A 20477-nucleotide genomic window follows, 5' to 3' on the forward strand; every position below is an offset into this window, starting at 1 on the left:
ACGTTCAGGCTAATCGAGAGGTATGCAGAATCTCCTCTGGATATCGATCGACAGCTTTCGGCTTGATTTTACATCCCTCTCCGGGAACGAGGGGGACACGCCCGTTCTCTCTCGCCTCGCCGAACGAGGTAGGTCGTTCTCTAATTGTTTCAGTACCGGAATCAAAACGCCGACCTCTTCGGCGTCTATCCTCACCGGCACGTATCCAACCTACCACGGAATCTACGGGCCCCCGGACGAATTCCTCCCCGAGATAGACGAATCAATCACGACAGTCGCAGAACGACTACGGCAGGTCGGCTATCGTACCAGCGGTGTTTCCCGTAATATCTGGATTAGCGAGAAGAGCGGCTTCGACCGTGGGTTCGACGAATTCGTCTGGTTCGAACAGTCTCCTAAGGAGTTCTACTCGAAGCTCACCATATGGGAGAAACTGAAGTATCCAGTATCGATGGTCACTAACCGGCTGAAATTCGGGAAAAACGCGAGTTTCTACTCTACTGCCCCGCTCGTTGCTGACCGCGTCAGTAGACACGTGACCGGCCTTGAACGTCGCGACGAACCGTACTTCCTCTTTGCCCACTTCAACGAAACCCATCGGCCATATCTCCCGCCGAGGCAATTCCTGTCCGATTCAATCGAGATTGACGAAGTCGTATCGGAGAGCATGGACTTCCATGAACGGCTCTACGAGATAATTGGACAGGGCGAACAGGACACCATCGATACGGACCTTATCCAGATGCTTTACGAGGCAGAACTACGCCACGTCGATGCCTGCCTCGAACGGGTTTTCGACGCAGTCGATTTCGACGATACCGTCGTCGTCGTTACTGGCGATCACGGGGAGTTCCTCGGGGAGTACGGGCTTTTCGGCCACCAGCTTTTTGCGTTCGACGAAGTTATCAACGTTCCGTTAGTGGTCACCGGTCTCGATATCGAAGGTGACCCAGACCAGTACGTCCAACACCCCGACGTGTTGCGGACGTTCTTCGCCGCCAACGATATCGAATTCGAGCAAGCCCAGGGAATCGACCTGCGCGAAGAATCCCGTACTGATGCCGTCACCTGCTGGCACTCAAGCACGAAGTTCTTTACCGAACACAATTCATCGTTTAATGACGACGGGTCGTACTTCGACGGTTACGTGCTCGGACTCCGAGCACCCGATGGTCACTACATGCGGAGTCGTGACGAGGATCGCGAGATGCTCTTTCGTCCAGGTACTAATACGCCACTTGCAGACGAAGCTGTCAGGGATCGGTTATCCTCCCGGCTCAACGCGTTTAGAGATGAGACCGAACGGGACACGACAGTTTCGAAGGCCCAGGATTCTGACGCCGAAGAGAGGCTCCGCGATCTCGGATACCTCGGATAAGGTAATAATGTACCTGATTGAACACCGACAACCGACTATGAGCACGCTGCAAACCTCACAAAGGATATATATGCCTGGACACACCTTCAAACCATGATTGTCCTCGGGATTGCTCCTGCCCATCACGATCCGAGCGCATGCTTGGTTCGGGACGGCTCTATCATCTCAGTCGTCGAACAGGAACGGATCACGCGCGAGAAACACGCCGTCGGTTCATTCCCAATCGAAGCGATCGAGGAGGTCATCGACCTCGCATCCGTCTCTTTCAGCGACATCGATGCTATCGCTACCTCCCGGAACTATGATCAGACTCGCCGTATCTTTGCGAAAGAGGTCAAGGCTGGGCTCCGATCTGACCTCCCCCTCAAGAAGAAGGGAATCGAAGCGTTCGGAAAACCGGTTCAGCGATTATTGCGGTCGAACGAGGACTTGAAGGCAGAAGTCCGGGGGAGTGTAAACGACCACTTCGACCTGCCCGTTCAGGACGTACCACCGATTCACTGTCTCAATCACCATCTCACGCACGCCGCCAGTGCATACTATCCGAGTGGCTTCGACGACGCACTCGTCGTTTCGTTAGATAACCACGGCGACCACCTCGCGACTGCCATCTACACGGCCCGAAACGGAACGATCAACGAGCGAAAGACCTTCCACCAGTACAACTCACTCGGGGCGTACTACGGCGCGTTAACTGAGTTCATCGGATTCCGCTCGCACAACGGTGAAGGGAAAGTGATGGGGCTGGCACCGTACGGACAGCAAAACGACCTTATTGACGCGACCCTCACGAACTACTGTTCAGTCGGCGAGGGAGAGTACGACGTTACTGAACTTACCTATCGACAGAAGGACGACAGGGTGCCGAAGCTCTCTCGCGACCTAAATATGGAGCCACGGTACTGGGATGACGAGATCACACAGGAGTACAAGGACCTCGCCTACCACGGGCAAGCGAAGCTCGAGGAGATTGTCACCGATCTGGTATCGTACTACGTCGACGAAACCGGTCTCTCCAACGTCTGTCTGGCCGGTGGTGTCGCGCTGAACTGCAAGATGAACCGCCGAATCAGGAAACTCGAAGGTGTCGACGGGATCTTTGTCCAGCCAGTAGCGAACGATGCCGGTGGCAGCATCGGCGGGGCACTCGAACTCTCCGAGCGACGTGGGTACCCGACCGAAGAGATGACCCACGTCTACTACGGTAGCTCCTATGACAGCGAGACGATCCGCAAGACGCTCGATCGGCTCAAGGTGGACTACACCGAACCGGAGGACGTCTGTGAGGTGACGGCAGCTGCTCTGGAGCAGGGCGCTCTCGTCGGCTGGTTCCAGGGTTCGATGGAGGCCGGCCCGCGCGCTCTCGGGAATCGATCGATACTGGCAGACCCTCGCGATGAGGCGTCGCTCGACCGGGTAAACAAGTTCGTAAAACACCGTGAAGAATGGCGCCCGTTCTCACCCTCCATGTTACCCTCTGCGGCCGAAACGTATCTGCAGGACGAACCGAGTAAGGCGGCGCGGTTCATGATCGACACGTTTGCGTCGACCGAGCGGGCCCGGGAGGATATCCCAGCGGTTCTCCATCCCAGCGACAAGACGATGCGCCCTCAGATAGTTCTGGAGGATACGAACCCGCGCTACCACCGCCTCATCAGCGAGTTCGAAGAACGAACCGGTGTCGGTGTCGTCCTGAACACGAGTTTCAACGACAGCGGCGAGCCTATCGTCAGAACCCCACGTGAGGCGGTCCGCGATTTCTACGGTATGGGACTCGACCTCCTAGTGCTCGGTGACTTCGTAATACGGAAGCGTGATGTCTCCTCGGCGAACGCGGGGAGAGAGGCGGCGATGACTGAGAGGTAGTAATGGACGAACCTATTCGATGCCTCATCGTCGTCGGAACGTACGCTTCTCAACCTACTGGTTATCAAGCTCGAGTCAACGATTTACTCGCTTATGCTGATTATGCCGAACGTGACGAAATATCGTTCGAAATTGTTCCACTCTCCGTAAAAAACATTAGTCAATCAGTCGGCTCTCCCCACAAAGTCCACAAATGTCCGGGATCAAAACACAAAAGACTCCTCTATGCTCTTCGGACAATATTACATCGGCGATCGGCGTCTGACGTAATCCACTTAACGGCCCTCCCTTGGTACGTGCTCCCTCTGCTTGGCGCAAGTATTGGGAAACCCCTAGTTCTTGGGCCAAATATTGGATCGAACAAGCCACTAACCTCGTACGATTCTACGACCCGGAATATTCTCCGCGTTACTAACCCAGGGGCTGTATGGAGGACTAAACTATACGATGATAGATTAGAGAAAGTAAAACTATCTCTTAGTAAAATTCTACCATTTAGTGGTGTAAGATATTTTGATTTTAGTCGATGGGCTGCTGAGACCGGACTCAGAGCAAGAGGAATCGAGACAGATAAAATCAGCATATTGCCACCGGGGGTGCGTAGAGATGTGTTCTTTCCATTAGACGGGCCCAAGAAGAAAATGGAACGGCGTCTAACATTTGTCACTTCCAGAGAGCGAGCCCGGATGAAGGGTCTGGGTATATTAAGGAGCGCGCTTGAAGAGCTGGGTGATTCGTTTAATGATCTTTCAGTAAGGGTGATTGGCGCTGACTCAGCGCCGGTAGAACCTTGGATGGATCAGAGCCTGGTGGATGAGCGGTTCGAGTTTATGGGTCGGGTTCCGAGGGCAGATCTCCGGAAGCATTACCTACAATCAGATGCTCTTGTCCTCGCTTCATTTACGGAGGCCGGTCCTAATGTTATGTATGAAGCACTAGCGTGTGGAGTTCCAGTTATAGCCACAAATGGTGACGTCTTTCGTAATCACTCAATCGGTAACAACACCCTCTTTTTTGACCGAGGTGATTCGAGCTCACTCGCGAGACAGATCGAGCGGTTCTACGACGAACCGGAACGGTACTGGGAGGCGGCCTTCCGGACGTCGTCGCAGTACGACATCGAACGAACGTTCGACGCGCTCCTGGAAGAGTATCGGTCGCTCCTCGAGTGATTACACGTCAACGAACTCGTGGTACCAGGCGACGTAGTTGAGGACCTTCCAGAGAGCCAATGCGTTGTTCGCCTCGCCACTGCGATGTTCGTCCCACATCTCGAAGACCGCCTCGGCGTCGATGTACTCAGCGTTCTCGACCCGTTCGCGGGTAAGCTGTGAGGCGATTGCCTCGTGCTCCTCTCGAAACCACTCGTCGATCGGTACCGATAGTCCGTGTTTCTCGCGTTCGAAGATACGATTGGGTAGGAGGTCGCCCACCGCCCGCTTGAGCAGCGGCTTGTACGCCTGACCCTCGTTCTTCTGTTCTGAGGGGAGGTTGTATGCGTACTCCACAAACTCGTGATCGAGGAAGGGGACGCGGGCTTCGAGCGAGGCCGCCATCGTCGCATGGTCGACCTTGTAAAGCAAGTCGTCCGGGAGCCAGTAGTCGACCTCGAACGTCGAGATGGATTTGACGGTATCGTCGGGGTGGCCGGCGAACGAATCACTAATGATGTCGACGAGACCGCTCGAAACCGGCCCGTGACCCGTCGTGGCGTATCGATCCGGGTACTCGTCGAAGCTACGTGCCCAGTGTCGGAACGCTCGGTCTCCCGTACTCAGATCTGAAAAGTACTGGAGGTAGCGCTGACCGACGGGACTGACGTTTGCAGCCAGCGCCGCGACATCGTAGATGCGATTCGGTAGCGATCCGTATCGGTCCCGATGATCCGTCAACTTCCGGTAGTGGCGGTAGCCGGCGAACAGTTCATCGGCGCCTTCTCCCGAAAGGACGACTTTGACCTCCTCGCTCGCGTGCTCTGCGAGTAGCATCGTCGGCAAGACGGCAGGGTCCGCGAGCGGCTCTCCGTACCGTCTGATGAGGTCATCGAAACTCGTCATCGACTCGAGGTCGACGGTTATCTCGTGATGGTCCGTGCCGAAGTACTCCGCCACGAACCTGGCCTCGTCGCTCTCGTCGTGTGGCGCCGACTCGAACGCGATGGAGAACGTCATAATGTCGTCGACCCCGATGTCGTCCAGCATCGCAACGATTGCGGACGAGTCGACACCGCCAGACAGGAACGCACCAACCGGCACATCGGCCATCAACCGTCGTTCAACAGATTCACGGAGCCCGTCTCTGATCCGTTCGTGGACTGTCGCCGGATCGTCGTCGACCGGTTCCGACGCTATTTCCCAGTAGTGTTCGAGATGGGTTTCTCCGTCCTCGATCAGCAGAGAGGCCCCTGGAGGGACCTTCCGGATATCGCGAAAAAGGGTCTGTGGCCAGGGTGTATACTTGAGCCAGAGGTAGTTGTACAGCGCCCGGGGATCGATCCGTCGCTCTACGCCAGCGGTGAGCAGTGAGGCGACCTCGCTGCCCCAGATAAACTCGTCGTCGGTATCGGCGTAATACAGCGGCTTGATGCCCAATCTGTCACGGGCGAGAAACAGTTGTTCCTGCTGGGCGTCCCAAAGCGAGAATGCGAACATCCCGTTGAGATGGGTCGGCAGGTCGGTTCCGTACTCCTCCCACAGGTGTACTAGAATCTCTGTATCACAGTCCGTCTGGAACGTGTGGCCCTTCGACTCCAATCGGTCTTTGAGGTCTGGGAAGTTGTAAATCTCGCCGTTGAAGACGACAGTAATCGTCCCGTCTTCGTTCGATATCGGCTGATCACCCCCTTCAAGATCGACGATGGACAACCGGCGCGCACCCATCATCAGCGGAGGGTCGGACGAGTGGAACCGCCCCTCGTCGTCGGGGCCCCGGTGGTGGATGTCCGCCAGCATCCGGCCGAGTTGCTCGTCATTGGTCCGTCCATAGACCCCTACAATGCCGCACATACTGTGACGTTCGTGGGTAGCTATTTATCGTTTATCGTAGTCGTGGTGCCCGTCACCCTCACTGCCGGCGGTTCTGAAAGAGACAGACCGTTCCACCCTGCTTTGCCGCGAGTAGCTCGAAACCGGCCTCCTTGAGCATCTGTTTTGCAGGTCCGATAGATTCCGCTCCGTGCGTGTGGAACTCGATGAGGATGTAGGCACAGTGGGACGCGAGGTCGTCTATCTCGTGTTCTACGAGCTCGTACTCCGCTCCCTCGACGTCAGCAACGAGGACGAACCCGTCGAGGTCCCACCGGTCGATCGCATCGCGGAGCGACAGCGCAGGGATGTCGACCGCTTTCCCGTCCGTTCGCTGGACGCTGCTCGCGAGGAAGTTCTCCACGATCGTGAATGAGACCTCCTCGTCGGTTGCCGCGTATGCGGCGTGACAGATCTCGAAATCCGCGTCGTTGAGTCCCCTGTTCCGCTCTAGTGTGGACAATAGCCGTGGATTGGCCTCGACAACGTACTGCTGACTGCTGGCCGAGAGATGCGCGTCGAGATAGCACGAGATGAAGCCGATCGACGCACCGAGTTCCAGCACGTCGCGATCCTCGGGGACGAACTCGTCGATCAGTTCTCGTTCTGGCTCCTCGTAGGTTTCGTAGACGAAAGACGCCTTCTGGGTCCTGTCTATCTGATCGGACGAGAGATCAAGCGTGATGCCGTAGTACTCGACTCGGTTCCCACCCATCTCGATTTGCAGTCCGTACAGACGTTTTTCAGTGAACACTCGGACGTTTCGCCAGACGCTTCGGAGCAGAGGGACGGCCCCGTCTTCGTTGTACTTCTGGCGGATGTTTCGTAATACGTTCTTCATTCAGGTGGGGTTAGTGTCAGGTACTCTTGGGTCATATACAAAGGCTGTGCTACCAGCGACAGTCAGTTCAAGAATTCGTCGTCGGTGGGGTTCTTCTTCCGTAGTTCGAACTGCGCGAGGATGAACCCGATAATTAGCCACATTGGTTTCCAGGCGAGGACGTCGACGGCGACTCCTTGGACGAGTACACCGACAACCCCCGCACCGAGGACTCCGAACCGGATGCGTTCCCGGCGTTCGAGGTCTTCGTAGCCCCGATAACCATTCACGACCAGGCGACAGAGATGCAGTATCCAGGCCGTCAGCAGTGCTACGCCGACGGCACCGAGCTGTGCGAGAACGGAGATGTAAAGACCGTGGGGGCCACGACGGAGGAAAAGCGGGGGATGGTTGGCGGCGTACTCCGGAAACGTGCCGAATCCGTAACCGAACAACGGTCGTTCGACGAACATCCGTAATCCAGTCCGGTAGAGTCCGAGTCTTATGGAGATGGACCGTGCGGATGAATTCCCATCCGGGTCGAGGATGTAGACCAATCGCCCGAAACGTTCGAGGTAATACGCCGGGTCCCCCATCTTGAACACGGCGACGACGATGGCACCGACGCCAACGACGCCGAGAATCAGTCGCCGCGGCGCGAGTGTGGGTAAGCCATCATCGTACAGGAAGACCGCTACTGAACAACACAGCACCGCGGCAAGAACGAGATAAGCGCCCCGCGAGCCGCTCACGATCACACCTGCGATGAGGGGAATCGAAAGACCTAGGAGCCCGTACCTTCTACGGTCATGGGTTATGTCTATTGAGAGAGCCAGTAGGAGGACGAACCCAACGACGAGAGAGAAACCCATGAGATTCTCGTTGATGTTGAGCACAGTTCCGCGAGAGTTCTCCGCGTGGAGCGTAAGGATCGCAGAGATGACAGCGGCTGCAACGGCGTAACTCAACAATACATTCAGGTCACGACGGCGTCTCACGAAGATGGCGACGAAGGAAGCGAATGCGATCTTCCGGAGGTAGCCTGAAGAGATAGCTGCGCCGTATCCCGAGTAGAAGGGCTCTGTTCTCAGAACAGCGAACGCTATGAACGGAAGAAACGTGACGATGACGAACATCGTCTGTTTTCGGATACGTACCTTCGTAGTGCTCTGAGTTGCCTGGCGGAGCGTGTCGGTAACCAGCAGCAACCCGGCCAGTAGTGATAGCGGTTCACTTAGTGAGACGCCCGGGAACAGGTACAGCACGTCGAAGATCATAGAGAAGACCGCGAGTCCGAGTACGTGGATTCCGAGCCACCTGATTAATGACATCTGGATCGAACACCCCTCGTGGCTCTCTCGACCTCCCGCTCATCCTCGTGATATTTTGGTAGCCAAGTTCGTCTCATCGTCCGCCTTCCCGTCCTGAGACTGCTGACAGTATTCGTGTGCCGATACGACGTGGAATGAGGGCTAGAAGAAGGTGACGATACGATTCACCATCGTCGGGCGCCAATCTGAGAGCTAATATCCCGGACCGGATTGCATCGATTCGGTGGCCATGCTCGACGTACGCGCGGACCATCCGCCGGTGGTACGCGGCGCGTTCGTCTGAATCGAGGTGAGAAAACACCGCACGAATCCCGTCCTCCTTTGCGATCGATTTGAGTCGCGTTTTCGTGTCCTCGGGTGCACGCGCGATGAGCGAGTAGCCGATTTTCTCTCGTCGTTCGTCCAGTAGAACGAGACCGCTGCTCCGACGTAGTTCGTATAGCGTCTCGTCCATCCCGTCGATGCAGTAGCCACGCCGTGTGAGGCGGACCCAGAGTTCGTAGTCCTGTCGATACCTGAAGAACGGATCGTAGCCCCCGCTGTCCCGGATTGCGGCTTTACGGGCCATAATAGAGCCGTGAACGATTGGATTGTATCGGTCGAGTTTCTCCGCCGGATTCGCGGGTGCCGCGAACCCCCCGAGGACGTCACCGGAATCGGAGATCACGTTCACGCCAGCAGCAACCACGTCGGTCTCTGGATTCGCTCGAAGGTATTCAACCTGCGAACGTAACCGTCCGGGAAGCGACCTGTCGTCGGCGTCTTGTCGAGCCACAAAGCGGCCGTTTGCAGCGTCCAAAGCTGTATTCAACGCCGAAGCGAGGCCTCGGTTCTCATCGTGTTCGAGGATTTCCACGTCTTGACGGTCCTCATAGGTCGCGAGGACGTTCGCGGAGTCGTCCGTCGAACCATCGTCCACCACTATCAATTCAAACGAGGCACCCTCTTGGCCTATAACGCTCTCTATAGCCGTCTCTAGATGAGCCGAGTCATTGTAAACGGGTAGTAGCACCGAGATATCGTAGTCGTTCATGAATCTCTCCGGCCAACCATCTCGATAAGGTTGTAAAGAGAGTCTTGATTTAATTCCCTGTCGTTTTTCAACCTTGTCCAACGAACCCGCGCCTGCCCATAGATACAAGTGGTCTTCATTAGACTGCTTCAAAATGTACACGAGCAAAGATGAGCGATCGAACATCAGGGTGCGTGTCGATGGAGGACGAGTGATTCGGGTCCTCAACAGCGTTACCGATCCCAGAATGGGTGGTCCCCAACGACGGTCGCTGCAGGTCGCCGGTAGCCTCAGAAAGCGCGACATCGAGACGGAGTTTCTGATCCCGGAGGGGGACGACGCTTTCGACGAGGTGGCGGCCGAGGAGGGGTTCACTACTCACCGATTACCCCTCCCGCGGCCCCGTTCACCGCCGAACCTCCGGGCCAATAGCCGGTTCGTTCTCTCGTTCCGGAGGACGGTGACTCGTATCGGATCCCTGATTGACACTCGGGACTACGATGTGGTCCACGCCAATATGCCAGTAAATTTCCAGACCGCACTAGCGGCAGTAAGGTCGGATACGCCGCTTGCTTGGCACTTCAACGACACGCTCACACCGACTCCCATCAAACAAATCGCAGCGTACGCGGGGGGCCGTTGGGCGGACGAAATCGTCGTCGCGGCTGACGCCGTACACGACTATTACTTCGATGAAGCGACTCCGTCACGGACGATATACGCGCCGGTCGACCTGGACACCTTCGATCCCGATCGAATTGATATCGACGAAACCGCGCTCCGGTCAAATCTGGGAATCAAACCTGACCTGACTATCGTCGGGACGGTCGGGAATCTCAACCCGATCAAGGGACACGAGTATCTCCTCCGTGCAATCGCCACTCTTGACGAGAGGGAATACGAGGTTGCGGTGCCGATAGTAGGTGCCGAACTCGCAACGAGGCGTCAGTACCTGGAAAGGCTCCGGTCGCTTCGTGACTCGCTGGGTCTTAGTGAGACGGTGCGATTCCTGGGGTTCCGTTCCGATATACCTCAACTCCTCTCACTGTTCGACGTCTTTGTGCTTCCGTCAGTCGCTGAGGCTTGCCCAATAGTCGTCCTCGAAGCGATGGCGATGCAATGTCCGGTGGTTGCAACGGCTGTCGGTGGCGTCCCAGAACAACTTCCTGATGCGGACCACGGCTGGGTAGTGCCACCGGAGGACGACGACGCCCTCGCGGATGCAATAGGTGAGGCATTAAACGAACCAAATGAGCGCCGGCGGCGAGCCGCCAACGCGTATGAACGTGTAGTGTCAGAGTTCTCTCTGACGGCTTGCGTCGACCGACACGAGGACCTGTACAGTTCACTCGTCTCCGAGGCCTGATCGGTTCTTATTCCCTCTTCTTGAGTGTAGCCTGCATCACGGAGATACTGGGTCACGTATTTATTAAACGACCCGTCCGGCTACTCAATGAACTGTATTGCATCCTACGGTTGGTCCAAGACGATTGCCTCAGGCGTTAAGACGGTGGTCCGATAGACTACGTTGACCGTGTAGATGGTCCCGACCTCATCGAATGCATCATTTTCCCAGAAGTGGGCGCAGGTATATAGTGGCGTGTCAAAGTCGATATACGAGGTGGGATGGCCAGCGCAACTGACTGCTCCCACCACCATCGAACAGAGTCTCGTTGGTTCCTGACGGTACCGACGATTGAGCGGAGCCCGCGTTCCGAGGTTATCTCGACGGCATAGAACTCATACCCTTAGAAACCCTTTCTTAGCCATCCGTTATCTCGGGTTCATAAATCTGAAACGCTAGTCTCAGGTGGTTGGCATCCCGCTGTACTTCACGCTCCGGGAGGCCGACGCGGATCTCGCCGGCGGCCTCTTCGTCGCCCTCATTAGCGCGCTGCTCGTCGTCACGGGCCTCCTGCAGCGGGCCTCCGAGGCGGTCGACGCTTCGCAGGAACCCAGCGACGAGCACGGTCATTCCTCGATACTGCAGGCGATGACCAGATTGCGAACGGGCGAAATCCCCTTGGGGCCGCAGCGGGGGCGTTGTATCTCGTCGCTCTCGCCCGACCATGGATAGACGAGATGTCTTTACCCCACAACCGGACAGTATTGACGAACTCAAATCGAGGACACGGCGTGCTTACAAGGAATTAATGCAGGTCACACTCGAACGGAGTGGCGGTCAGTATAATGTTTATTCTGAGTCCGGGAACACCTACACCGTCGACATCGTCGAAGATCCCTGCACCTGCGCGGATTATCATGAAAACGACCCGAAGAATGGGTACAAACATCGACGTCGCGTCGGGATGGAGATTCGGGCAAAGCGCATTCCGACACCGGATGGTCGGATTCCCGAGCGAGTCGCCTCTGACGGCGACGTGACCGCTGGATCTTAGGTCCAGGATCAAAACGCTATCGACCGGATTCGCGGTCCAATCTCTGAATTCGACGCCTATGGTGAGTGGACTGGCGAGGAGTATTACCGCTGTCGAGCCTGTAGCGCCGAAGCGATGCGAAAACGAGACCTCAAAGACTGCTGTGAGGCAACTAAGAACTGATTCCGTGAGCGAGTCGAGGCGAAGTCGTAGGGACGCTGCCGGGTTCGGCGATCTGAGACGCCTCGACAGCCCCTTGATGTACGATCTGCGACGCGTATCTCTTCCGAAGGGTGACGTCGACCACGAACACAACTGGTATATAAATGCCGCAACCACTCCGGACAAATGGAACTCATCGACGAGCAAGGTCGCCTCTTCGGGCGAGTCAACATCGTCGACGTGCTGGTCGTCGTCTTCGCGCTGGCCATCGTTGTCGCTGGCGCTGCGCTAGTGTTCGGCGGTACTGACAACCGTGACAGCACCAGGGATGCCGAAGCCCCGGAGAAGCAAACGCTCCACGTCACGGCGGTAGCCACCGGCAACGCAGCGGTGCAGTTCGACCCCACCGAGATCGACGTCGATGGCACATCAGCCAGCATCACGGACGTTCACCGAACGCCGGCCCAACGCGTCTATTTCCGCATCGCGTTAGACGGCGTCGAAACCGAGGAAGGATTCCGGTTCGGGGGCAACAGCGTTCGAGTCGGTGACCGATTCACGATTTCCGACAACACCACTAGGACAGCCGCGTTCATTATCGAACGCGGTACGTCCTCGTCCTTCGACAACCGAACGACGACCGCCACCCTCGCAGCCACAATCCGAACCCCGGTCGCCGACGCGATCTCCGAAGGCGACCAGCAGTTTGTCGGTGACATGCCAGTCGCCACGATTACCGGTGTCGACCGAACTGCCGTCAACGAAACCCATACGCGTCTCCGGGTCAGAGTCGACTTCGAAACCCGCGTCGTCGAGGGAACGCCCTACTACGGGGGCGCGCCGATACGGCTTGGTCAGACCATTCACGTCAGAACGTCCGATTACGAATTCGAAGCCGACGTCATCGAACGAGAGTAATGTCCCAATCTAACGATATCGAAGCGCTCCGGGACCGAATCAACGAAGCGGCCGACAATTCCCGGTTCGTCAGGATCATCCGTCGCGTCGAGTCGACGCTAACACGATGGACCCGCAACTCGCATATCGTCCAATGGTTCCTAGCTGAACCGGACCCGGAGGTCATCGTCATAGACCTGCGGGAAACCTACACTATCGGGCCGATTATTCGCGTTCTGGACTGGGCGACCGACCGTAGCAATCAACTGGCTGAACGTACGGGCCTCAGCGCAGTCGCCGAAAGAACCACCCGGCGAATCGAGTCCGAACCCCTCTATCTTACGGGCTGGTTTCTGTTTACGTGCGCACTCGGCGGACTGCTCGCCAGCATCGTATCGGGGAACCTCTCGGGCGGCTGGCTCCTCCTCTCAGGTATAGCGCTACTGCTCACCCGAGAACGACGGTCGGCCTCAGAACTCACGGAAACACGAATCGGTCGCGCGCTAATTGCAGCCTTCGAACCGCCCGAGCCACCGGAAAAAGACGAGTAATTACTCTACAGTAACACTCTTCGCCAGATTTCGTGGCTTGTCTATCGACCTTCCTAACTCAGCAGCGGTGTGATACGACACTAACTGCAACTGCACGTTCGCCAGCACCGCCGCCGCTCGCGGGTGCGTCTCCGGAATCTCTAACACGTAATCGGCGTACCGCTCCACATCGCTCTGCCCATCTGTCACCGCAACCACCGGCGCATCCCGCGCTTCAACCTCCTTTACGTTACCAACGGTCTTCCGAGCTAGCTCGCCGTCGCCGATTACCGTCGCGAAGATTGGCGTCTTCGAGGTCACCAACGCCAGCGGGCCGTGCTTCAACTCCCCTGCAGCGAAGCCTTCAGCGTGCTTGTACGTGATTTCCTTCATCTTCAACGCCCCCTCCAGCGCGACGGGGTAGTTGTGGTCCCGACCGATGAAGAAGTAGGCGTCGCTGTCCAGCAGTTCCTTGGCGACGGTCTCCGCATCGGACGTATCGAGCACCTCTTGAACGTCACTTGGCAGGTCCCGAAGCGCAGCGATGACGTCCCGGTCTGCTTCCCCATCAGTCGTCACCAGCGTCAGCAGGTTCAGCGCGACCTGCTGGCCGGCGAAGGTCTTGGTCGCCGCGACGCCGATCTCCGGTCCCGACCGGATGTAGCAGACGTGGTCACATTCGCGAGCCATCGTCGAGCCGACGGTGTTGGTGAGCGCAAGCGTCTCGGCGCCACGCCGACGCGCGGCGCGCGTCGCCGCTAACGTGTCTGCCGTCTCTCCGCTCTGAGAGACGCCGACAACGAGGGCGTCCTCTGCCGGCGGTGACGAGGTTGCGTATTCGTGGGAGAAGAATGCTTGCGCGGGGACGCCCTCGGCTTGCAGCAACTGCGCACCATATACAGCAGCGTGATAGCTCGTCCCCGCCGCCACGAGGTGCACGCGATTCAGCGAGAGGTCACCCAACTCTTCGAGCGTTACCTCCCCGGCGAGTTCGTCGACCCGGCCCTGGAGGCACTGCCGGAGCGCTCGCGGCTGTTCGTGAATCTCCTTGAGCATGAAGTGGTCGTAGCCGCTCTTGCCCGTGTCCTCGGCGTCCCACTCGACGGTCTCGATGGATTTGTCGACGGGCGTCCCGTCGAGCGTCGAGACGCTCCAGCCGTCGGCGGTCAGACGCGCAATTTCGCCGTCTTCGAGATAGACGACCTTGTCGGTGAACTCTCGGAATGCGGGGACGTCGCTAGCGAGGTAGGTCGCGTCGTCGTCGATGCCGAGAACGAGTGGCGAATCGTTGCGTGCGACGAAGACCGTCTCGGTCCCCTTGATGACACAGGCGATGGCGAAACTGCCCTCCAGTCGCTCGATTGTACGTCGGAAGGCGGCCTCAGCGTCCAGCCCCGAGTCGAGCCCAGCCTCGACCAGATGCGGGACGACTTCCGTGTCCGTTTCGCTGTCGAAGGTGTGACCTTCCTCGGTGAGTTCGTCTCGTAGCTTCTGGTAGTTCTCGATGATGCCGTTATGCACGACGGCGACACGCTCGGTACAGTCTTGGTGCGGGTGCGCGTTGGCGTCCGTCGGCGGGCCGTGGGTGCTCCAGCGCGTATGGCCGATACCGACCGTCCCGGAGACGGTACGGGTTTCCAGTTCTTCTCGAAGCGCGTCGAGTTCGCCGGCCTTCTTGACGACGTCGAGACCACCATCACCGACGAGTGCGACACCCGCCGAATCGTAGCCACGATACTCCAACTTCGAGAGGCCGTGCATCAGCGTATCCAGCGTGTCATCACAGCCGACACAGCCGATGATGCCGCACATCAGCGGACCACCTCGACGCCGTTCTCGATCCAGCCGGAGATGGTCGCACCGCCGCCGACCGTCGCGTCCGCACCGACGAGCGTTCCGGGCGCGAAAGTGACGCCGCCGCCGACGTCAACGCGGTCGGCCAGCACCGCACCGAGTCGCTGCTCCTCGAAGACCGAGGTACCGACCCGGACGTCCGCGGTCCCGCCGGAGACGACGGTTCCGGCGCCGATCGTGACGCTCTGGCCGGCGACACAATCGATTAGCGTCGTCCCTGGCCCAACGCGGGTGTCGGAATCCAGGAGTGTGTCCTCGACGGTGGCGTTCGAGCCGATAGTCGCGTTTCGACCCACAGCGACGTACGGTCCAAGAACGGCCCCCGCGGCGATTTCTGCGTCCGGGCCAACCACGACCGGCCCCTGTAGTGTCGCGTCCTCGTGGACGTGAGCGCTCTCGGCGACCCAGACATCCGGCTTTTCCTCCTGTTCCGGAAGGCCGACTCGGCCTTCAGCGAGGAGCTTTCGGGTCAGATACAGCAGGTCCCACGGGTAGGTGGCGTCGACCCAGAGGCCATCTGTCCGGGCTGCTAGCACCTCGCCGTCGTCCATCAGCGTCCCGATGACGTCGGGCAGATGGAGTTCGCCTTCGCGTCGCGGCGTCCGTTCGATCGCGTCGAAGACGTCGGTGTCGAAGGCGTAGACGCCGGCGTTGATAAGCCGGTATTCGTCGGACTCCGGTTTCTCGACCAGCTCAACGAGTCGGTCGCCGTCGACTTCGACGGCGCCGTACTCGGAGGGCGTCGGATGTTCGAGCACCGCGACGGCCGGCCGGCCATCGAAGGTATCGAGCGTGTCCGTGACGATTCCTTCGTCGATGGTTCGGTCGCCGTTGACGACCAGAATCGGCTCGTCGACTTCATCAGCGGCCTGCTGGAGGGCGTGGCCACTGCCGAGTTGTTTCTCTTGGTGGGCGTAGGTAATCGGCACGTCGCGGTAGGCGTGGCCGAAGTGTTCCTGTACGCGTTCGCGCTGATAGCCGACGACGAGACAGAGCCGCTCGATACCGGCCTCGACGAGGACGTCGAGGACGTGTTCGAGGATCGGCCGGTCGGCCGCCGGCAGCATCGTCTTCGGGCGGTTGTGCGTCAGAGGACGAAGCCGAGTCCCTTCCCCTGCCGCGAGAACGACCCCTGTTGAAACGTCCATAATCACTCGGTTGACCTGCCGCCGAATCAAAGTATCGGCAGGCGGTGGGACGCTTGACGATTATCGACCGCCGCCCCGAGGCGTAGCTATTTGTATCTCCCTCCACCCCTCTGGAATATGGATCACGCGGAAGCATCGCAGGTGTGTGGGGAGGTTCTCGACGAGGTCGAACGAACCGTCATCGGGGACCGCAACTTCTTCGAAACCGTGCTGACGGCAGTGCTGGCCGACGGCCACGCGCTGCTGGAGGACGTGCCGGGGACCGGCAAGACGCTGACCGCGCGAACGCTGTCGACCGCGCTCGGACTGGAGTTCAATCGCATCCAGTTCACGCCGGACCTTCTGCCGGCGGACATCACCGGAACACACGTCTTCAACGAGAAGGACCGAGAGTTCGAGTTCTCGGAGGGCCCCATCTTCGCCAACGTCGTGCTCGCGGACGAAATCAACCGCGCGCCGCCGAAAACCCAGGCCGCGCTGCTCGAAGCGATGGAGGAAGAACAGGTCACCGTCGATGGCGAAACCCACGAGTTGCCGTCGCCGTTCTTCGTCCTCGCCACGCAGAATCCCGTCGAACAGGAGGGGACCTTCCAGTTGCCCGAAGCGCAGGTCGACCGCTTCACGGTCAAGACGTCGATGGGGTATCCGGACCGCGACGGCGAACTCGAACTCATCAATCGGCGTGCCGACCGAACCGCCAAGGCCCCCGTCGCCGAGGCGATGGTCGACCGCGAGACTGTCGTGGACTTTCAGGCCGTCCCCGAAACTGTCGACGTCCAGCAGAACGTTCGGGAGTACATCGTCGACCTCGGTCGCGAGACGCGGCAGGACAGTCGGGTCGATGTCGGCGTCTCCCCACGTGGCGTCCAGCGTTTCTTCGAGGCCTCCCGTGCGCGAGCGGTGCTTTCGGGGCGCTCGTTCGTCGCCCCCGACGACGTACAGGCTGTCGTCCAGCCTGTGTTGGCCCACCGGCTCGTCCTGACGGGAGAGGCACAAGTTCGGGATACCGAGAAATCGGAGATCATCGAGGACGTCCTCGACCGGGTCGCCGTCCCGGAGATGGACGAGTAACGTCATGGCAACGGTTCGCCGCGGTGGCCGATACCGTATCAGTCCAGATGCTGGAGTTCCCCACGCCGTTCACGATGCATGATACCGCCCGCGAACCGCCGAAGCTTGGCGACGAGTTCGGCCTCGGTCTCGTAGGTTTCGACCCGCAAATCCCATCGAACTGATGCAGATCGAATCATCGCACTAGTCACGTCGTCTTCATGCATGAAAATCAGCCGTTCGCCATGTGTGTCTGCGATATTTTCGAGGATGCTACCTGCCTCTTCACCCACGCCGAAATTGTGGCCGAGAAAGGGAACGACGAATGCAGTTGCATTACTACACTGCGCGTACTCGATACTTTGTGTTACGGCATCCACGTCGTCGGTTTCGATGTCGATATCGAGTGCGAGAAACGCATTCACGCCGGGGTTGGTTCGGAGTTCTCCTTGCACCCGCCGCAGGAGCGCCTGTGCGGCGTTGATGTCGTCTTTGTTCCGAAATAGTCGGCGTAACGGCCCAGGGAGGTCGTCGATCTCTATCTCGTTGCGTTCCTCTTCGCTGAGTACGTAATTGAGGTTGAACGATTTATATGGCCCCATTAGGTAGAAGAGGAAACGGTCATACGTTACGTCCCCAAGGCGGCTGGTGATCACATCGCGTGTAATCTCTACAGTCATAACTCTCGGTACTCGGCTATGGTATTTAAAAAACGGTGTTTTTGAGAAATATTGGCTTGACAACGACTAAGGATCCACGACTCCTCGATTTATACACGATGGCTACCGATCAAACTCGGCCTCTCGGTGGGGAACCTCCGGATGACCCGGAAGACCTGCTTCCCGAGGAGAGTGTTCTTAGTCTGGACGAGTACCTCGCGATGCATGCCGCGGTCGGCCACCGAACCCGTTACGAGATCCTCTATCGCCTCGTCCATAGTGGAGAGATGAGTCCGAAAGAACTCGAAGACGAAATCGAAATCGACGATAGCACACTCCACTACCACCTCAACGAGCTCGTCGATGTCGGCCTCGTTGAAAAGCGACAGCGAACGGAACGGGGCCAAGATGGTCTGTACACGTACTATCGGGCGACCGTATTCGGCGAGGTGACACTCACAGACGGTGTCGATGAGTTAATCCGCGGCGAACAGGCGTTCGAAGAGATGTATAACAGTTCAACTAAAGAATAGAAATCATCTCAGCGGAGTGTATCTACTCACTCCCGAATCTCGAACCGGGCGCCGCCGAGTTCTTCGGCATCCACAATCTCGATGCTCCAGCCGTGGGCGTCGACGACGCCGGCGACGCTCGCCATCCCCATGCCGGTGCCGCCGGGCTTGGTCGAAAAGCCGGGCGTGAAGACGTTTTCGCGGTCCTCGGGCGGGATGCCGGGACCGTCGTCTTCGACGTAAAAGCCGTCGTCAAGGGCGCCGATTCGAATCTTTGTTCCGGCGTTGCCACGTCCGACGGTATCCTTCTGACCCTGCGAAGCGGCGTCCGTGGTGCTATGCTCGACGGCGTTCGAAAGCAGGTTCTGCAGGAGTCGGCGCACGGCATCCGGGTCGCCCTCGACTTCGGGCGAATCGACCGTCTCAAGCCGTGTTCCCTCGGGCGCGTTGACCCGCTCCCATGCCTCCTCGGCGACTGCCGCTACGTCGACTGGTTCGGTTTCGCCGACGACTTCGCCCGTTCGGAGCATCTCGGCGAGGTCCTCCCGGAGGTCGTCAAGGCGGTCCAACGCCGACTGTGCTGCCTCGATATGGGACATCTCGCCGGTGTCGGCCGCCATATCGAGCCGACCGCGGGCGGTCGCAAGCGGCGTTCGAAGGTCGTGGGAGACGACGCTCGCCAGTTCGTCGAACCGCTCGTTCTGGCGTTCAAGGCGACGCTCCCGCTCCTTCTGGTCGGTAATCTCGGTGATGAACCCTTCGAGGGCCTCCAGGTCGCCGTCGGGACCGTAGATGCCCCGACCGCGTTCCCAGGCCCACCGCGTCTCGCCTTCACGAGTTCGAATCCGATAGGTGACTTCGAACGAACCGCGTTCCTCCAGCGACGACTGGACGTCTTTCCAGATCCACTCGCGGTCGCCGGGGTGGAGGACATCCTCGCCCCATCGGACTTCTCCGGACTCCAGTTCGGCGGCGGTGTAGCCGGTAAAGGAAGCGACGTCGCCGCGGACGTCCTCCATCGGCCAGTTCGGTTCGTTGCGGCAGCGATAGACCATCCCCGGCAGGTTGCTGGTCAGGGTCTCGAAGCGGCGCTTCCGCTCCTTCTGGGGCGTAATGTCGCGCGTGATACCGGTCTGGAAAATCGGGTCGCCGTCCTCGTGGATGGTCCGGCCGTTCATCTCGCCCCAGCGGGTGCCGTCGTCGCCCGGGAAGCGAAACTGGATGGAGTAGGATTCGCCGGCCGCCGCGGCCGACCGGACCGTCTCCTCGGCGGCATCGCGGTCGGCCGGATGGACCTCCGTGAGGAAGTCGTCGAAGGATTCGATGGGGGCGTCGAACACCGGACAGACGTTCGGGTGAATCTCCATCGCGTCGGTCTCGATGTCGCGGGTCCAGATGGCGGCGTTGGCGGATTCCAGGGCGAACTTCATCCGGGAACGTTCCCGTTCCAGTCGTTTCCGCGAGCGGTGCTGGCCGACCGCGTTGCGAACCCGGTTGGCGAGCAGTTCGTACTGGTTGCTGCCGGTGCCCTTCTGGAGGTAGTCGGTCGCGCCGGCCGAAATCGCCTCGCTGGCAACCTCCTCGCTGCCCTTCCCGGTAAAAAGGATGAAGGGGAGGTCGGGGTATTTGTCGCGGACGGATTCGAGGAATTCGATGCCGTCGGTCCGCGGCATCTCGTAGTCGCTGACGATACAGTCCGGCGTGTCGGTTTCGATACGCCCCAGCGCGGCCTCGGCGCTCGTCTCGGTGACGACCGATATCCGGTCGCCCTCGCGTTCGAGGGCGTCCGAGACCAGGTCCCCGAACGCCGAGTCGTCGTCGACGTGCAGGACCCGAATGGGGCGTGCCATACCTCCG

The 20477-nt window shown here is 58.9% G+C and carries 18 protein-coding genes; 9 read left to right on the forward strand and 9 right to left on the reverse strand.

Translation table 11 applies throughout. The features are described 5' to 3' along the window. The first annotated feature begins 22 nt into the window (after positions 1 to 22). The 3 genes from HWV23_RS14275 (at position 23) to HWV23_RS14285 (ending at position 4416) form a co-directional block, all read left to right on the forward strand. Entirely contained in the window at positions 23 to 1378 is a 1356-nt protein-coding gene (locus tag HWV23_RS14275) for a sulfatase-like hydrolase/transferase (protein ID WP_178291059.1), read from the forward strand. Between the two features lie 93 nt (positions 1379 to 1471). Further along, entirely contained in the window at positions 1472 to 3244 is a 1773-nt protein-coding gene (locus HWV23_RS14280) for a carbamoyltransferase family protein (protein WP_178291060.1), read from the forward strand. A gap of 641 nt (positions 3245 to 3885) precedes the next feature. Further along, positions 3886 to 4416 carry a glycosyltransferase family 4 protein gene (locus HWV23_RS14285; protein WP_178291061.1) on the forward strand — a complete coding sequence of 177 codons (531 nt, stop codon included), beginning with the start codon at positions 3886 to 3888 and terminating at the stop codon, positions 4414 to 4416. Here HWV23_RS14285 and asnB read toward each other — a convergent pair whose 3' ends face one another. The 4 genes from asnB to HWV23_RS14305 all read right to left on the reverse strand — a co-directional run bounded on the left by asnB (position 4417) and on the right by HWV23_RS14305 (position 9451). Beyond that, positions 4417 to 6249 (reverse strand): asparagine synthase (glutamine-hydrolyzing), encoded by a 1833-nt coding sequence (gene asnB, locus HWV23_RS14290; protein ID WP_178291062.1) that lies wholly within the window; start codon positions 6247 to 6249, stop codon positions 4417 to 4419. 58 nt (positions 6250 to 6307) lie between these two features. Further along, positions 6308 to 6982, reverse strand: coding sequence for an FkbM family methyltransferase (locus HWV23_RS14295; RefSeq protein ID WP_178291063.1), 675 nt, complete (start codon positions 6980 to 6982; stop codon positions 6308 to 6310). 188 nt (positions 6983 to 7170) lie between these two features. Further along, positions 7171 to 8364 (reverse strand): O-antigen ligase family protein, encoded by a 1194-nt coding sequence (locus HWV23_RS14300; protein WP_178291064.1) that lies wholly within the window; start codon positions 8362 to 8364, stop codon positions 7171 to 7173. A gap of 127 nt (positions 8365 to 8491) precedes the next feature. After that, on the reverse strand, positions 8492 to 9451 hold the full coding sequence (locus tag HWV23_RS14305) for a glycosyltransferase (RefSeq protein ID WP_178291065.1): 960 nt from the start codon (positions 9449 to 9451) through the stop codon (positions 8492 to 8494). Positions 9452 to 9584: 133 nt separating this feature from the next. Between HWV23_RS14305 and HWV23_RS14310 the strand changes: the two genes are divergently transcribed. Further along, positions 9585 to 10796, forward strand: coding sequence for a glycosyltransferase family 4 protein (locus tag HWV23_RS14310; RefSeq protein WP_211693261.1), 1212 nt, complete (start codon positions 9585 to 9587; stop codon positions 10794 to 10796). 396 nt (positions 10797 to 11192) lie between these two features. On the opposite strand, the gene HWV23_RS14315 is transcribed toward HWV23_RS14310, so the two are convergent. Beyond that, positions 11193 to 11399, reverse strand: coding sequence for a hypothetical protein (locus HWV23_RS14315; RefSeq protein WP_178291066.1), 207 nt, complete (start codon positions 11397 to 11399; stop codon positions 11193 to 11195). Between the two features lie 457 nt (positions 11400 to 11856). Between HWV23_RS14315 and HWV23_RS17335 the strand changes: the two genes are divergently transcribed. From HWV23_RS17335 to HWV23_RS14325, 3 genes are all read left to right on the forward strand, one after another. Then, positions 11857 to 11991, forward strand: a complete 135-nt coding sequence (locus HWV23_RS17335) for a DUF8118 domain-containing protein (RefSeq protein ID WP_484549438.1) — start codon at positions 11857 to 11859, stop codon at positions 11989 to 11991. Positions 11992 to 12156: 165 nt separating this feature from the next. Then, positions 12157 to 12888, forward strand: coding sequence for a DUF4330 family protein (locus tag HWV23_RS14320; protein ID WP_178291067.1), 732 nt, complete (start codon positions 12157 to 12159; stop codon positions 12886 to 12888). Beyond that, entirely contained in the window at positions 12888 to 13418 is a 531-nt protein-coding gene (locus tag HWV23_RS14325) for a hypothetical protein (RefSeq protein ID WP_178291068.1), read from the forward strand. The genes HWV23_RS14320 and HWV23_RS14325 overlap by 1 nt, the downstream gene beginning before the upstream one ends. Here HWV23_RS14325 and glmS read toward each other — a convergent pair whose 3' ends face one another. Both glmS and HWV23_RS14335 read right to left on the reverse strand, forming a co-directional pair. Continuing rightward, entirely contained in the window at positions 13419 to 15209 is a 1791-nt protein-coding gene (gene glmS, locus HWV23_RS14330) for a glutamine--fructose-6-phosphate transaminase (isomerizing) (protein WP_178291069.1), read from the reverse strand. Then, on the reverse strand, positions 15209 to 16399 hold the full coding sequence (locus tag HWV23_RS14335; protein WP_178291070.1) for a sugar phosphate nucleotidyltransferase: 1191 nt from the start codon (positions 16397 to 16399) through the stop codon (positions 15209 to 15211). The genes glmS and HWV23_RS14335 overlap by 1 nt, the downstream gene beginning before the upstream one ends. 117 nt (positions 16400 to 16516) lie before the next feature. On the opposite strand from HWV23_RS14335, the gene HWV23_RS14340 reads away from it, so the two are divergent. Next, positions 16517 to 17470, forward strand: a complete 954-nt coding sequence (locus HWV23_RS14340) for an AAA family ATPase (RefSeq protein ID WP_178291071.1) — start codon at positions 16517 to 16519, stop codon at positions 17468 to 17470. A 38-nt stretch (positions 17471 to 17508) separates the two neighbouring features. Here HWV23_RS14340 and HWV23_RS14345 read toward each other — a convergent pair whose 3' ends face one another. After that, positions 17509 to 18129, reverse strand: a complete 621-nt coding sequence (locus HWV23_RS14345) for a DUF7509 family protein (RefSeq protein ID WP_178291072.1) — start codon at positions 18127 to 18129, stop codon at positions 17509 to 17511. 98 nt (positions 18130 to 18227) lie between these two features. On the opposite strand from HWV23_RS14345, the gene HWV23_RS14350 reads away from it, so the two are divergent. After that, a complete protein-coding gene (locus tag HWV23_RS14350; protein WP_178291073.1) occupies positions 18228 to 18641 on the forward strand; it encodes a winged helix-turn-helix domain-containing protein in 414 nt (137 codons plus the stop codon). A 26-nt stretch (positions 18642 to 18667) separates the two neighbouring features. Here HWV23_RS14350 and HWV23_RS14355 read toward each other — a convergent pair whose 3' ends face one another. Continuing rightward, on the reverse strand, positions 18668 to 20470 hold the full coding sequence (locus HWV23_RS14355; RefSeq protein ID WP_178291074.1) for a hybrid sensor histidine kinase/response regulator: 1803 nt from the start codon (positions 20468 to 20470) through the stop codon (positions 18668 to 18670). Positions 20471 to 20477 lie beyond the last annotated feature (7 nt).

It is taken from the genome of Natronomonas halophila (genome assembly GCF_013391085.1).
Taxonomy (GTDB): domain Archaea; phylum Halobacteriota; class Halobacteria; order Halobacteriales; family Haloarculaceae; genus Natronomonas; species Natronomonas halophila.